General features: G+C 58.7%; 13 protein-coding genes. 3 read left to right on the top strand and 10 right to left on the bottom strand.

Features of this window, described 5'->3' with window-relative positions:
• Positions 1–96: 96 nt before the first annotated feature.
• From ADT71_RS01695 to ADT71_RS29925, 5 genes are all read right to left on the bottom strand, one after another.
• On the bottom strand, positions 97–1,260 hold the full coding sequence (locus tag ADT71_RS01695; protein ID WP_132470398.1) for a hypothetical protein: 1,164 nt from the start codon (positions 1,258–1,260) through the stop codon (positions 97–99).
• 272 nt (positions 1,261–1,532) lie between these two features.
• Positions 1,533–2,195, bottom strand: a complete 663-nt coding sequence (locus tag ADT71_RS01690; protein WP_054434521.1) for a cytochrome b/b6 domain-containing protein — start codon at positions 2,193–2,195, stop codon at positions 1,533–1,535.
• Positions 2,196–2,198: 3 nt separating this feature from the next.
• Positions 2,199–2,492: a high-potential iron-sulfur protein gene (locus ADT71_RS35340; RefSeq protein ID WP_082370082.1), complete on the bottom strand. Its 294-nt coding sequence runs from the start codon at positions 2,490–2,492 to the stop codon at positions 2,199–2,201.
• Positions 2,493–2,565: 73 nt separating this feature from the next.
• The gene (locus ADT71_RS29930) at positions 2,566–3,024 is read right to left on the bottom strand and encodes a cytochrome c (RefSeq protein ID WP_082370081.1); all 459 of its coding nucleotides are present in this window, start codon (positions 3,022–3,024) and stop codon (positions 2,566–2,568) included.
• Positions 3,025–3,072: 48 nt separating this feature from the next.
• A complete protein-coding gene (locus ADT71_RS29925; RefSeq protein WP_082370080.1) occupies positions 3,073–3,348 on the bottom strand; it encodes a cytochrome c in 276 nt (91 codons plus the stop codon).
• A 470-nt stretch (positions 3,349–3,818) separates the two neighbouring features.
• On the opposite strand from ADT71_RS29925, the gene bglX reads away from it, so the two are divergent.
• Entirely contained in the window at positions 3,819–6,113 is a 2,295-nt protein-coding gene (gene bglX / locus ADT71_RS01680) for a beta-glucosidase BglX (RefSeq protein WP_082370083.1), read from the top strand.
• Positions 6,114–6,170: 57 nt separating this feature from the next.
• Complete coding sequence (locus ADT71_RS01675) at positions 6,171–6,989, top strand: sugar phosphate isomerase/epimerase (RefSeq protein WP_054434518.1); 819 nt, start codon at positions 6,171–6,173, stop codon at positions 6,987–6,989.
• Between the two features lie 138 nt (positions 6,990–7,127).
• Here the strand turns inward: ADT71_RS01675 and ADT71_RS01670 are convergent, their stop codons facing one another.
• Genes ADT71_RS01670 through ADT71_RS32595 form a run of 4 tightly spaced genes read right to left on the bottom strand, consistent with a single transcriptional unit; the run spans position 7,128 to position 11,440 of the window.
• Positions 7,128–8,534: an efflux transporter outer membrane subunit gene (locus ADT71_RS01670; RefSeq protein WP_054434516.1), complete on the bottom strand. Its 1,407-nt coding sequence runs from the start codon at positions 8,532–8,534 to the stop codon at positions 7,128–7,130.
• The gene (locus tag ADT71_RS01665) at positions 8,534–10,483 is read right to left on the bottom strand and encodes a MacB family efflux pump subunit (protein WP_054434514.1); all 1,950 of its coding nucleotides are present in this window, start codon (positions 10,481–10,483) and stop codon (positions 8,534–8,536) included. The genes ADT71_RS01670 and ADT71_RS01665 overlap by 1 nt, the downstream gene beginning before the upstream one ends.
• 4 nt (positions 10,484–10,487) lie before the next feature.
• Complete coding sequence (locus ADT71_RS32600) at positions 10,488–10,715, bottom strand: hypothetical protein (protein ID WP_231635487.1); 228 nt, start codon at positions 10,713–10,715, stop codon at positions 10,488–10,490.
• A 47-nt stretch (positions 10,716–10,762) separates the two neighbouring features.
• On the bottom strand, positions 10,763–11,440 hold the full coding sequence (locus ADT71_RS32595) for an HlyD family efflux transporter periplasmic adaptor subunit (RefSeq protein WP_231635486.1): 678 nt from the start codon (positions 11,438–11,440) through the stop codon (positions 10,763–10,765).
• A gap of 888 nt (positions 11,441–12,328) precedes the next feature.
• Between ADT71_RS32595 and ADT71_RS01655 the strand changes: the two genes are divergently transcribed.
• Positions 12,329–13,033 carry a sugar phosphate isomerase/epimerase gene (locus ADT71_RS01655; RefSeq protein ID WP_054434511.1) on the top strand — a complete coding sequence of 235 codons (705 nt, stop codon included), beginning with the start codon at positions 12,329–12,331 and terminating at the stop codon, positions 13,031–13,033.
• Here ADT71_RS01655 and ADT71_RS01650 read toward each other — a convergent pair.
• The gene (locus ADT71_RS01650; RefSeq protein WP_054434509.1) at positions 13,027–13,500 is read right to left on the bottom strand and encodes a pyridoxamine 5'-phosphate oxidase family protein; all 474 of its coding nucleotides are present in this window, start codon (positions 13,498–13,500) and stop codon (positions 13,027–13,029) included. The genes ADT71_RS01655 and ADT71_RS01650 overlap by 7 nt on opposite strands.
• Positions 13,501–13,973: the final 473 nt, after the last annotated feature.

The raw sequence follows: 13,973 nt of genomic DNA, 5'->3' as shown, positions 1-13,973 counted from the left end.
AATCCGCGCTGTAGCGCTTCCTCGTCGTCTTCATTCCCGTACCAATCTATTTGGTCGGGAGTAGCTTAACACCCTGTCCAGAAAACCGGCACCACCTCAGACCTCGATCAGCGTTGTGATGTTTCCATCCGCGCGCCGCGCATTCGATGTCTGGTTTCGATATCCCGTCTTGCCACGGAAGCCAGCGACGCAGCCCGAGATCGCGTAGAACTGGTTGTCGATGCCGGTCCGGCCATCTGGGCTTGTGTAATTCTTATGCTTCCTGATGCCCTTCGGCGGTGTTCCAGCGCCATCGTCACCGTCGAGGTCAATACCCTCGGCGATGTCCGATTTCGGCTCGATAAGGCCGGGATCTGGCACAATGCCGGGCATGAGAACGGCATTCAGTTTCCCGGGCCCGCGGGCCTCCGTCTGCTGACCATAACTGATGCCCTTCTCGCCGTTCTGCTTCTTCAGCGCAGCGGCGTCCTCGGCGCTATAGTAACGAATGACATCTGCCTCGGTGGGCTTTGTGTTCAGGACCGGACACTCCTTGTCGCCGGTATCGGCGGCAGGCGCGATCCAGGTGATAACATACCACTTCACACCCTTCTTGGCGGAAGGGTCGGTCGGATAGACCTTCGGGATGTCTGCAGCGGTCGGCTCGATCTTGTTTCCGAGCGGCTTTTCCGCGTCGTAGTTAAGCCAGGCAATGTCCTTGAAAGCCAGGACGAAGGCCTGCTGCTGGGCGCCTTTAGCCACAGGGCAGTCGGCCACCACCACGTCCTTGAGCTTATAATGCCAGTATTCCGGAAAGCCCTTCGGCCTCGCACCCAGCTCCATAATGGGGCGGGCCCTGTCGGACGATTCCGCGTAGTCTACTTCCGCAAACGACGCCTTCGAATCGCACAGCGCCATTAGTCGCCCGTAATCCGGGTTCGCCTTGGACAGCGTTACGACCAACTTGCCAAAATTCCCCGGCTTTGGTGCATTGGGACCACCGAAGAACAGCTTGTCTCCGGCGAGCGGATTTGAGGATCCGCTGCTGAGGCGGCGTAAACGCCCGGCCCATTCATTGGACTCTGCACGGATCCAACCCCTATAGGCCTTGCCCTTCCAGGCGCCCGTAACCCCCGGGATGCTAAGAAAGCTGTCGCCAACATAAGCTTGTGCCGGCGCAGCGATAGCAAGCGCGGCGAGCGAAACGGCTGCCGCAATCACCGGTCGGCCAGACAGTTTGATTGTGTGTTTTACGGTTGCCCGTGGCGTGGGACCTTCCACTTTCAGTCCTCTCCTAGAGTGCTCTCTTATTTTGATTCGGCGCTCTTTATGCTGACGAGGTTACGCTTAATTACGCTACGGTCAACATAAGAGAGTGCTCTATTTAAAACCGGAATGAAGTTTTCCTGCGGGCAGTCGAGGCGAGCTCAAGTGCCCAAGCAGCCATGATTTTGATGGTTTGCGCGCTCAGGAGGAACGCTATCCGGGCAATGCCTTCGCGTTTGAGCGGCAAGCACCAAGCCCGCCGTCCAAATAGAACGTCGAACCGGAATTCAGCCCTGCCGAAGGGCAATGAAATAGGCAATTCCAAAGGCAAGCACCGTACAGGCCACCAGGCGTAGAACGCTCGCGGGAACCATCGCCGTCCTTCCCGCCTCAACTCCCGGGATCTTGCCGGTTACCATGGGGCCGATCAGGTTACGTCGCTTCAGAACCAGATAGTATCCGATGGCCGCGATGTGCAATGCAATCAGAATTCTCGCAGCATCGAATGCGTAACCGTGCACACTTGCTGCCGAGCGACTTAAATCGAAACTGATAAGGTACGACAACGGCCCGGAATCGATGCCATCTATATCGGTTGAAAAGAGACCGCTCGTCACTTGTATCGCGAGTACAGCAAGCATCGCGACCACACTGTACGCACCGATCGGATTATGACCAATCGCATGAGTGCCGTCGTTCCCGGTGCGCAGGTATGCAAGCACCCTACTTGGACTGCGCAGGAACTGGCTGAACCGGGCAGTGCTGCCTCCGAAGAATCCCCAGATCAGGCGGAACGCCAAGAGCCCAAGGAATGCCGCCCCTGACCAAAGATGAATGTCCATGCGTCGCGTTTCAGCACTCCACCAGGACAGGCAGAACAGGATCACGATTGACCAGTGAACGAGACGGGTTGGACCATCCCAGATCTTGACGCCCCCGCGCAATCCCATCGCCTACCCCTTCGCCGCAAAAGAGCTGCAAACGCCGCCGCCATTGACCGGAGCACCGAGGAGAAGCTGGCAGTTACCGCAATTCTTGGCGCTTGCAGTGAAGTATGCACACAGGCTGCAATGCTTGGTCGCATCACCCGATACCTCGACGTAGCCAAGAGATCGCCGCGCGTTGCGCTGGCTAAGCGAAAGAGCAGCCGGGTCGTAGCAGGCATCTTGGGCCCATGCGCGTGACGTAAGGGCAACGGCAGCCCCGGTGAACCCCAGGACCCCCAACACTTGACGGCGATTCTTCATTTCGAAAATCCTCAGAACAACGGCTGATCCGCCGTTACTTTGTTCTCGAGCCCCATCCCGCAATTCACGGCGATCAGTTGTCTTCCTCACGGAAGTTGTCGTGACAGCCCTTGCAGGTTGCCCCCAGCTTGCGGGCTTCCCCACGGATCAGGCCCGCGTCAGAGGTGGCGGCAGCTTTGGCAAAAGCATCTGCCTGGCGTGCAAAAGCATCCTGGGCCGCGCGAAATTGTGGCGCATTGCCCCAGATCTCAGGGCGTGCCGCAGTCTTCAGTCCGGAACTGCGCCCCGATCCGGCGGGAAACCATTTATATTGTTCGCGCGAGACCGTTTGGATCCGCGCAACGGCACCCATGAATTCAGGGCCGCGAACATCTCCGGACCGAAGCCGATCGTTGACGGTCTTGAACGCCGCCCCAAGCGATTTGTAACCGGCCTCTCGCGTGCCAACAAAATCGGCGGGTTTCGCCAGAACGGCAGCGGCTCCGAACAGGAGCGTAGCCGCAATGAACCCAGTACGTAATGAGCGAAGCATCGTGAGTTCCCTAAGCAAACGGTTCGGCCGTATTGGCGAATGCCGGCCTTACTGGGTGGGCTGACGCGCCTTTTCACGGTAGACATCGTGGCACTGCTTGCAGGGCAATGCTTCGCCCATCACGGAGATCGTTGCTGCCATGTTGCCGGTTCCGGCTATGCGGGCCATCTCGTCGGATTTCTGGGCGAATGCTTCCATGCGGGCCAAGTAGTCCGGATAATTGGACCAGACCTCTGGCTTCGCCCTGCCTCCCGGTACTTTCTGGCGGAATGCAGCCAGCGAATCGCGAGCGCCATCCGCGATTGCTTTGGCTGTCGGGGCCAGTTTATCGGCAGGAAGTTCGCCGCCACGATGCGGCCAAGCGTGTCTGCATCTTCGTCGAGCTGCTTCATCAGCTGCTGGCGTTCGAAGATGATACCTTCAGCCTCGGGTGTTCCGGCTGCAGGCACTGGCGATACTTCTGGCGTCTGCGCTTCGGCGACACCAACGTCTCGGCCGGAAAAGCCGATCATCGCGATCAACCCCGCGCATGCGCAAAACCTCAGACCCCATCTGACCATTGCCGCCCCATCCCGTATTTTGTTCTTTCTTGCCGCTCCTCGCTCGGAGCTTGCCAGGGACCATACATACCCATCGCCCGGACATCAATATTTAAAGTGCCCTCTTTATGATTGCGTCGCGCATTTATGCAGCGCTATGTGGAGACGATCGGCCACTCCGGATGATAAGAGTATAGTCTAATTGGCGGCGCGGCGGAGACAGTCTCTCGGAAACGAGCTGTCTGAGTGAGGGAGATGGGCGTGGGAAAAAGGGCGTCGTTGCTGGCAATTTCTTGGCTTCTTGCCGCATCTGCGGTCACTCCCGCCGTGGCAGACGCCCCGCTGGAGGAAGTTACTACCGCACGGGCCCAAAGGCAGCTCGATGCCCGGATTCGCCGCTTGTTAGCGCAGATGACGCCCGAGGAAAAAGCTGCGCAGTTATTGACAGCGGCTGGTATGAATATCGCAAATGCGCCCGACCACGATACCCGCGCTCGAAGTGGTGTCGGGTCCATATTCTTTGTAAGCAAGCCTGCCGAGATCAATCGCCTCCAGAAGCTTGCGCTCGATAACTCCCGACTCAAAATCCCGATCTTGTTTGGCTACGACGTCCTCCATGGGCTTAAGACGGTGTTCCCGGTACCGATCGGCCTGGCCGCATCGTGGGACCCTGAGCTCATCGAGCAAACCCAAGCCGCAGCCGCCGGCGAAGCGCGCGGCGTTGGCATTGGCTGGGTTTTCGGCCCGATGCTGGACGTAACCAGAGATCCGCGTTGGGGCCGAATCGTAGAGGGTCCTGGAGAGGATCCATACCTCGCGAGCGCAATCGCACGCGCACAGGTTCGCGGCCTGCAGGGCCCGCAGCTGGGCACTCCCGGACGCGTCGTGGCGGGTGCAAAGCATTTCGCAGGTTACGGCGCAGGTTCGGGAGGCCGCGACTATGATGAGGCCAATGTCTCCGACGCCGAATTGTGGAACGTCTATCTGCCTCCATTTCGCGCTGCAATCGATGCAGGAGCCGGCAATGTGATGGCAGCTTATATGCCGCTCAACGGAATACCGGCGGCGGGAAACCATTGGCTGTTGAATGATGTTTTACGCGGGCAGCTCGGGTTCAAAGGATGGGTCGTCAGCGACAATCAGGCTGTCAGGAATCTTCTTACCCACGGCTTTGCCCGCGACCGCTCCGATGCGGCCGAGCGTGCGCTCAACGCTGGAACCGATATGGAGATGGCAACCGGCCTGTCGAATTTTCAGGAGCTGCCGGCTTCACTTTCAGCCGGTCGGATCAGTGGCAAACGCCTGAATGAAGCGGTAGCACGTGTCCTCGCCGTAAAGTTCCGTCTGGGCCTGTTCGACCACCCTTATGTTGACGAGAAGGCCGCTTCTGATGGGCTCGCGAGCAGGGAAAGCCTGGATCTTGCGGTTCGTGCAGCAGAACGTTCTGCAGTCCTTCTTCGCAACGAAAATGGTCTCCTCCCACTTGACCGTACGAAGATACATTCGATTGCAGTCATCGGCCCCCTCGGCGGATCAACGAGAGACCCTGCCGGCCCCTGGGTCTTCGCCGAAAACGAGCCAGTCCTCCAAAGCCTGGCCGACGGTCTCCGCCAAAACGTCGCGAATGGGATTGAGGTCAGTTACGCCCCAGGCGTGACGATGCCCCGTCGCCTGATCGGATCGCCCATCGAAATGATGGATCGTCAGTATTCGAGACCCGCTCCTGCGGACGACGATAGCGGCATCGCTCAAGCGACCGCACTCGCCCGCTCAAGCGACGTTGCAATACTCGTCCTCGGTGAAGGACAGAACATGATCGGCGAAATGGGATCCCGGTCTTCGTTGGATTTGCCTGGGCGGCAGCAGGATCTCCTCGACAGCGTGCTCGCGACAGGAAAACCGGTCGTCGTCGTACTCATGAACGGCCGCCCGTTGACCTTGAGAGGAAATCTGCCTCCGGCGATCCTTGAGCTTTGGTACCCCGGCTCGCAAGGCGGCACCGCCCTGTCCCGGCTCCTGTTCGGAGACGCAGTACCGGGAGGCAAGCTGCCCTACACCTGGCCGCGTAGCGCCGGACAGATTCCGACCTTTTACGCGCATCTGACCACTCACGACCCAAAGGGAAGTGAGCGGCGTTATTGGGATGATCCCAGCAGCCCGGTCTATCCCTTCGGTTTCGGGCTCAGCTACACAACATTCAGCTACAAGGCCGTGCAGCTTGACCACTCGACCATAAGGCCGGGAGCCTCATTGACGACCTCCGTCCAAGTCACGAACGTCGGGCCGCGGGCAGGCGATGAAGTGGTTCAGCTTTACCTGCATCAGCGGAGCGGCAGCTCCGCGCGACCGGTTCGAGAGCTGAAGGGTTTTCGGCGAATCCATCTGGATGCGGGAGAGACCAGAACGGTCTCGTTTGAAATCAGCCCGGAACAGCTGCGCTATTGGAACGCGGCTGCAAGAGACTGGATGATCGACAACAGCACATTCGACGTCGCAATCGGAACAGATTCGATGGCCCCCTTCTCTGCCTCGTTCAACGTCGAACGATAAAACGCGGCCCGGCGCTTGCCCCCGCTTACGAACCCAGATTGCTACAGGAACTCATGAATGACGCACGCGCTAGGAATCGATTCGCAGACGATTTTCGGCATGCTTCCCACGCAGCACATCGCCCTGGCAGCCCACCTGGGTTGCTCCTTCGTCTCGCTCGGCATCCAGTCCGTGCCCTGGAAGCTCGACCGCTATCCGCAATGGTCCCTGCGTGACGATCCGGTTCTTCGGCGCGATACAGCAGCTCAACTGAGGGCACTCGGAATCTCCATATCGCTTGCGGAGGGTTTCGTCATCCGTCCGGGCAGCGATGTCCGCGACAAGGCCGGCGACCTCGACATCCTCGCGGAACTTGGCGCGAAAATGGCGAGCACCGTCGCCATGGATCGCGACATGCCACGTGCGCTCGACCAGTTGGCGGCCTTGGCCGAGATGACGGGCGAGCGGCAGATGAAGGCCGTTCTCGAATTCGCACCGCCGCATGCCGTCAATTCACTCGAATCTGCAATCAAGGCACTGCACGAATGCCAGGCCCAGAACATCGGCCTCGTCATCGATGCGATGCATTTTTTCAGATCCGGAAGCGACCTGGAGACCCTACGAGGGTTGGATCCAAACCTGGTTGCCTACGCTCAACTGTGCGATGTGCCTCTCAGGGGGGCTGGTGGCGACTACCTCGCCGAAGCCAGCTTCGAGAGATTGGCTCCTGGCGACGGCGAACTGCCTTTGCAGGCACTTGTGGCGGCCTTACCGCGAGATGTCGGCATCGGCATCGAATTGCCGATGCAATCTCGTATGGAAACCGATGAGCAGTTCGAACAAGCTCTCACCCACGCACTCAATCAGACCCGCAACCTTCTCGAGGCCACAAACTAGCCGTCCGACCTACGAGACCACCTATTGAGATAGTTTGCCGCATGCGAACGCAGTGAGGCGCGGTACATTGCCGACCGCCTTCACTGTGCTCTCGCCAAGACTAAGTCCGGCACGGTCATTCCGGCCCGCAGCGGTACTTTAGGTTTGGGCCGCGTCTCCGCCCAGCGCCTGATACACCTGAACTTGCGTTACCAACTGGTTGAAGCGGTTCTGGATCAGGCTTGTCCTTGCCGAACGCAATCGCTCCTGGGCATCCAGCCAGCTCCGCAAGGGGATTGCACCGGCACGGTACTGTCGCTCGTAAAGCCGCTCGGCATCGCGCGCGGCAGCGTAATTGTCCTCTGCAAATCCAGCCTGGTGAACGTACTGTTCCCGCGCGGAAAGCACGGTCTGGGTATCGCGCAGGGCGTCATAGAACGTCTGACGGAAGTTCTGCACGGCGATGTCGTAGTCGGTCCGCGCGATGCCTGTGGCGAGGCGTACCTTCGCCGGGTTAAGTTCTGGCAGCGACAGCATGGCGCCGATCCCCGCGGCAGGATCGCTGAAGAATTTCAGAAGCGATGAACTCGCGGTTCCGAGCGTCCCCGTGAGGCTGAGACTGGGATAGTAGCTCGCTACGGTCGCATCGCTCGACGCAAGAGTTCCCCGCAGCCGAAGCTCGGCGGCGGCCAGATCCGGGCGTCTTCCAAGTAGGGAGGCGGGTACACCGGCGGCTATCGCTGGCAGAGGCTGATGAGGTAGTTCCCGCAATTCGGCACCGTCGTACGACTGCCTGTCGAGGAGAGCGGCTAGGGCCTTGAGTGCCTGTACGCGTGCCTGGATCAATTGGGTTTGCGACGACTCTTGCGCGGCGACCGACTGCTCGGCATCTCGCAGTTCGAGGCGGGAGACGGCGCCTGCATCATATTGACGCCTCACCAATTCGAGAGCTCGTCTGACGTAGGAGAGGCTTTCCTCCCCAATCGTGATTTGCTCATTTGCCAATCCAAGCTGCCACCAGGCCTGGGCCGTGGTGCTGATAAGCGAAAGCCGCGTTTCGGCGAGATCCTGGGCGCTCGCCTGATCCTCCCACTTCGCGGCATCTGCCGCTGCGCTCAGCCGACCGAAGAGGTCAAGCTCCCAAGAAACACCAAGCGAAGCGGCGCTGCTTTTGCTCCATGGGGAACCACCGTTGAGCAGTTTCGAGGCGTTGCTGGAGAGACTTGCGTTCCCACTTGGAAACAAACCCTGACGGGCCTGCTCGGCAGCCAAATGGGCCTTTTTCAGCCTCAGTCCAGCTGCGGCAAGATCTGCGTTTGCTACAAGTACTCGATCGACAAGGCTTGTGAGGCCCGGATCGTTGAATTCGTTCCACCATGGTACAGAAGAAAGGCGATCAGCGCCCTGGGCAGCGTAATCCCAAGCCGCATCCACCGGCAAGGCCGGCTGACTGTAAGATGTGCGGACGGCCTGAGCGCATCCTCCTGCCATGAGCCCGAGAACGGAAGCTGCTAAAAGTCCTCCAATGGCGGCTGGGCGGCAATTTATCCGATTGAGCACGATCATCAGTCTCTCGAAAGGGCGTCGACAGGATCGAGACGGGCCGCGCGGCGCGCGGGCACGAACCCGAAAATCAAACCAATCAATGTGCAGCAAGTGAACGCACCGATCATCGATGCTGGCGAATAGGCCATTCGGAAATTGATCGGCGTCAGGGAAATGATCACTCCAGCGGACAGCGATAGCAGGACGCCAATTAGGCCACCGGTCAGGCAAACCAGGATCGCCTCTATAAGGAATTGCTGCATGATGTCCGTCTGACGAGCGCCCACCGCCATCCGCACGCCAATCTCGGAGGTCCGCTCGGTGACAGATACGAGCATGATATTCATGACGCCGATGCCGCCGACAATGAGCGAGATCAGCGCGATCGCCGCGACGACCAGGGTCAGCGTATTCGTGGCATTGGTAATCGTCTGACGAATGTCGTCGGAATTGCTGATGAAGAAATCGGTCGTACCATGCCGCCTTGTCAGAAGCTGCGTCACGGCCGCCTCCGCCGCCGACGTCGACGTATCGTCGCTGATGCGCACGGTTATGCTGGAAAGATACGTCTGGCCAAGCATGCGACTCATGGCGGTGGTGTAGGGAACATAGGCCGTCAGCGTGTCGCTGCCGCCGAACCCTTGTTGCTGTGAACCAACCACGCCGACGACACGAGCAGGCACTTTGCCCAATAGAATTATCTTCCCAAGCGGATCCTCGCCGTTTGGAAAGAGCGTGTTGCGCGAATTTTCGTCGATGACCACATCTTGCGCCAGTTGCCGTACACTTTGTGTGCCGAACAGGCTTCCTGCAACCAGCTTCAATCCTCTGACGCGGAAGTAATCCGCGCCAACGCCGCTCACCTGGGCGGTTGCGGCCACATTGCGGTACCGCGCCGTCACGCTGGTCGAAACACTCGGCGTCACGCTGTCGGCATAAGGCAGCTGATCAAGAGCTTCTGCGTCCGTGTCCCTCAGCGTCTGGATCTTGGCGGAGCGCGTATCGCCAAAGCTCGTGCCTGGATAAATCGTCAGGGTGCTCGTGCCCAGACTACCAATGTCGGCGATAATTTTCTGCTGCGCACCGTTACCGAGCGCGACCACCGAAACGACCGAGGCAATGCCGATGATAATGCCGAGCATTGTGAGAAATGTTCGCAACTTGTGAGCCGTCATTGCGAGCAATGCCATGCGGAAGGCTTCACGAAAGCGATCGACGAGTTGCTGAAATCCCCCGGCGATCGGCGGAAATTTATGTACCGGTGGCCGAATGCCAGTTTCCCGCACCCGACGATCATCAATGATTTCGCCGTCCCGGATCTCGATTATGCGATCGGCATGCTCAGCGATTTTCATGTCGTGGGTCACGATGACGATCGTGTGCCCCTCGGCATGGAGTTCACTGAGAATGGCCATGACTTCGACGCCGCTCGCCGAGTCCAGCGCTCCTGTCGGCTCATCGGCGAAAATGACGTCACCGCCATTCATCAAGGCACGGGCGATCGAGACACGTTGCTGCTGGCCGCCCGAGAGTTGTCCAGGACGGTGACCGGTCCGTTCCGCAAGGCCAAGGCGTCCGAGAATTTCCTGTGCGCGCCCTGCCCGCTCCGAGCGTCCACGTCCGGCATAAACGGCGGGCACTTCCACGTTCCCCAACGCGGTCAAATCGGTCAGCAGGTGATACCGCTGGAAAATGAAACCGAAATGCTCACGGCGCAGAGCTGCGAGGTCATCCGGAGCGAGTCCCGCCACATCGCGGCCATCGATGCGGTACGAACCGGAAGTAGGTCGATCGAGGCACCCCAGGATGTTCATCAAGGTCGATTTGCCGGAACCCGACTGACCGACGATGGCAACCATCTCTCCAGCTTCGATTGTAAGATTGATATCCTTGAGCGCGGCGAAGAAACCGTCTCCTGACGGGTATTCGCGGCGAACATCCGATAGCGAAATGAGCGGAACTGCCGTCATCGCCTCAACCCGGAGGTGGGCCCATGGGCCCTTGCTTGGCTGTCTTGGTCGCACTCGCCTCGCCGACAACAACTTCCTCGCCTTCGTTGAGCCCCGAGAGCACTTCGGCATTGACGTTGTTGTCGACGCCTATGCGCACCCTCTTGCTCGTGATCTTGCCGTCGGCGCCTTTCACCCGAACCGAATAAAGACCCTCTGGCGACTTGGTGCCCAGAGCGGTTGAAGGGATCACCAAGGCTTTCCCGCGACTCGCCAGGACAATGCTGACCTTGGCTGTCATCAAGGCGCGCAGCGACCATCGTTGTTCGGCACTTCAAACAGTGCGTTGTAGTAAATGGCTGAGGCAGCAGTGCTGCTGCTCGACGAGCTCGTCGAAGTCGAATTGACCTCGTTGACGATGGATTCGGGAGCAGGCTCAATGAGGCGCAGCTTCGCCTCGTACCGTCGATCGGGATCGCCAAGGATTGTGAAATAGACCGGCAAGCCCGGCTTCACGTTGATCACGTCGGCTTCGGACACCTCGGCCTTCACTGTCATGACATCGAGTTTGGCGAGAATGACGATCGTGGGCGCCGATTGGTTGGCGTTGACCGTCTGTCCTTGCTTGGTAACCACGGCTACGACAACCCCATCCATCGGGGCAGTAATCTTGGTATAGCCGAGCTGGACTTGAGCGGTATCGACGTTCACGCTCGCAGAGCGGATCTGCGCCACGAGCGCATCGTAGCTCGCTTGAGCCGATTGCTGCTCCGCTCGCGCGGCTTCGAAATCTGCCCGGGACGTCGCCTCGCCGACCCCAAGCGCCTGTTGACGCCGGAAAGCAAGTTCGGCCTTCGCAAGCGTGGCTTTCGCCCCGGCGAGTTGGGCTTGCATGTTGCCAAGATCCGCCTTCGCCGTTGCGAGGCTATTGGTCTGAGTTCGTGGGTCGATGAGACCGATGAGGTCGCCTTGGCGCACAGTATCACCGACTGCACCTTGAGTTCTTCAAGCCGCCCGGAAACCTGAGCGCCCACGCTCACAAGCTCTTTAGGCTCGAGCGTACCAGTGGCTTCCACGGTTTGCTCGATCGTCCCGCGCGTCACTTCTGCTGTTGCGACGACTGGAGCCGCAGGGCCCGAGAGCAACTTCCAGGCTAGCAGAGCAAGGAGGGCGACACCGATGAGAATGCCTCCGATCACGAGGCGGCGCTTGGTAAACATGGGCGCGGTGTATGCCTTGCAAATAGAGGATAGGGAATTAATTTTTTGCCATGCAAGATGCCAAATCCGCTCGGGGCGGGCTTTTCGGCCTTTTGTCAGACGTGTGCAAATTATTTTGCCAATTATTCATTTATTTCAGATAGATAGATATTCATCATATTCCGAGATGTAGCGCCAAGCCGCGAATCTAAAGATTCCCGGCACTCCGGCATTTTTAAATTCAAGGTTCTCTTTTAAACCCAATTCCCCCTACCCTCCGGTGGCAGACGATCTCGCGTGCAAATGCCGCACGAGCGATTTGACCTTCCAAGAGTTGGCAGCAACAATTATCGGCGCGTGATGGCTGCTGGCCGGTATTTAAGCTCGCTTTCCTAGCTCCCGACCTCTCGAGCACAAGGCATTGAGACACCGCTTAATATTGAGCGCGCGCAAATGAGCCATCCAAGCCCTCAATCCTGGTGAAAGGAAAGGGAAAGGGAAAGGGAAAGCGAATGCCAACGTCACTCGGCCGACACTTCAGCATCGAATTCATAAGCGTGCTTGGCCAAGAGCCGTCCGAATTCGTGGGCCTCACTTCAGAACTCGGATGTTCTCGGATCGGGCTGGCCCCCTCTCCCATTGCCGGACCGTTTGGAAGCGAACGCGAATGGACGCTTCGCGGCGACGACCGCGTATAAATCAGCTGAAACAGGCACTTGCCGACCACGGCGTAAGGGTCGCCCTTGGCGAAGGTTTCATCATCATGCCCGGCCGGAACATCGCCGACGCTGAGGCCGATTTCGATCTCATGGCCGAACTGGGCGCAGAACGCCTCAATGTCTGCGCAATGGACCCTGACCCTGTCCGCAATCTCGAACAGTTCTCCATCTTCGCCTCCTTGGCCGCCGACCGCGATTTGCCTGTGACCTTGGAGTTTATGCCGGCAACGCCGGTTCCCGATCTTGCCGCTGCTGTGGCATTCGTAGGAGAGTCCGCCGCGAGCAACGCTGCCGTGCTGGTCGATGCAATGCATTTCTTCTGTTCGGGAGGGACAAACGACGAGCTTCGTAACGTGCCGGATGGCAAGATCGGCTATGCTCAGCTCTGCGATGCGAAGCAGGCCAGCTTCTACGACGGATATTTTCAGGATGCCCGGCAGGAACGACCGCTGCCCGGTTTGGGAGTGCTGCCACTAGGCCACTTCCTTCACGCGCTGCCGCCGGGTTGCCCGATTGGTCTGGAAATTCCGTCGGTGGCAAGCGCTCTGGCTGGCGTGGATCGAAAAGCGTACCTGACTCAAGCCCTCGATGCCGCCGAAGGCTTGCTCCAGGATCGCGTCGCCATCGGACATCGCCTCCCGGACGCTCAGTAATTCTGCCCTAGTTTCGCGTGGTCCCAGCTTACATATTTATACGGCGTAAATAGAACTACCGCACGTTTAGCCATGGACGCACGGATCTGCTGCTCCATCTCCGGGGTCTTGGTCGCGACGAGTAAATCGCTCGATCGGACGCGCCGCATGTTGTCGGCGATCCGATCGGGATCAAGGACAATTTCCGCATCGGCGTAGACGATGACCGACTTCAGCTCATGATAGGTATCGCCACTCTCCACGAGCAAAGTCGCCCGGGGATCTCGCTCAAGATTGGCGATTTTCTGGCTCTTGCGGAACGTGGTGATGATAATTCGGCCTTCATCGTCGATGCCGTAGTTCATCGGGACAGGATGGGGCATTCCGTCCTGCCCGATGGTAACCACGATGATGCGCCGCTGCTCGCCGAGATAACGCTGAATTTCTTCCGGGCTCATCCGGATCAGGCTGCGGCGTGACGTGATCATGCGTACTCCAAATATCAGCGCCAGTCCAAAGCAATGCAGTTGTTCCGGCCACTACTCAATCGAGATTGCCGATGATCGCAGCGTGATCGTCCCTGCGTCGGCCTGTCCAAACGCCTCAAGCATTTAATGCCTTCCTTACGGTCAAATTCGGCAATCGTTCTGGCGATGAATATATCCAGCCGAAATTGGACTTGCGACGGGCACGCAGCGCCACTGATATACGACACACAAGGCCAGTAGGCAGTTATCGACCGCGAGAAAATCCGGCGACGAGCTACAGGAGAGACCATGACCGCTCCGACCAACACATTTAAAGAACACGATTTCTTCCGAAGCGATCATTTCGTGAATGATCCCTACCCGTACTTCGATTACCTAGGCGGCGTGGACAAATTCGTTTCCGGGTGACTGCTCTGAATGCTTGAGCTACCATGTTGGCATGACCGACGATCATTCCCGAAGTGTATATCGCG

The organism is Novosphingobium sp. ST904 (genome assembly GCF_001298105.1).
In the GTDB taxonomy this organism is placed as follows: Bacteria; Pseudomonadota; Alphaproteobacteria; order Sphingomonadales; family Sphingomonadaceae; genus Novosphingobium.
Note: the sequence above shows the minus strand (reverse complement) of the source record. Positions and strands in the feature narration are given on the sequence as shown.

Bases quoted from the DNA above. Each gene is read 5' to 3' on its own strand.
- ADT71_RS01690 (WP_054434521.1), bottom strand. From the start codon at position 2,195: ATGGGATTGCGCGGGGGCGTCAAGATCTGGGATGGTCCAACCCGTCTC.
- ADT71_RS35340 (WP_082370082.1), bottom strand. From the start codon at position 2,492: ATGAAGAATCGCCGTCAAGTGTTGGGGGTCCTGGGGTTCACCGGGGCT.
- ADT71_RS29930 (WP_082370081.1), bottom strand. From the start codon at position 3,024: ATGCTTCGCTCATTACGTACTGGGTTCATTGCGGCTACGCTCCTGTTC.
- bglX (WP_082370083.1), top strand. From the start codon at position 3,819: ATGGGCGTGGGAAAAAGGGCGTCGTTGCTGGCAATTTCTTGGCTTCTT.
- ADT71_RS01675 (WP_054434518.1), top strand. From the start codon at position 6,171: ATGACGCACGCGCTAGGAATCGATTCGCAGACGATTTTCGGCATGCTT.
- ADT71_RS01670 (WP_054434516.1), bottom strand. From the start codon at position 8,534: ATGATCGTGCTCAATCGGATAAATTGCCGCCCAGCCGCCATTGGAGGA.
- ADT71_RS01665 (WP_054434514.1), bottom strand. From the start codon at position 10,483: ATGACGGCAGTTCCGCTCATTTCGCTATCGGATGTTCGCCGCGAATAC.
- ADT71_RS01655 (WP_054434511.1), top strand. From the start codon at position 12,329: ATGGACGCTTCGCGGCGACGACCGCGTATAAATCAGCTGAAACAGGCA.
- ADT71_RS01650 (WP_054434509.1), bottom strand. From the start codon at position 13,500: ATGATCACGTCACGCCGCAGCCTGATCCGGATGAGCCCGGAAGAAATT.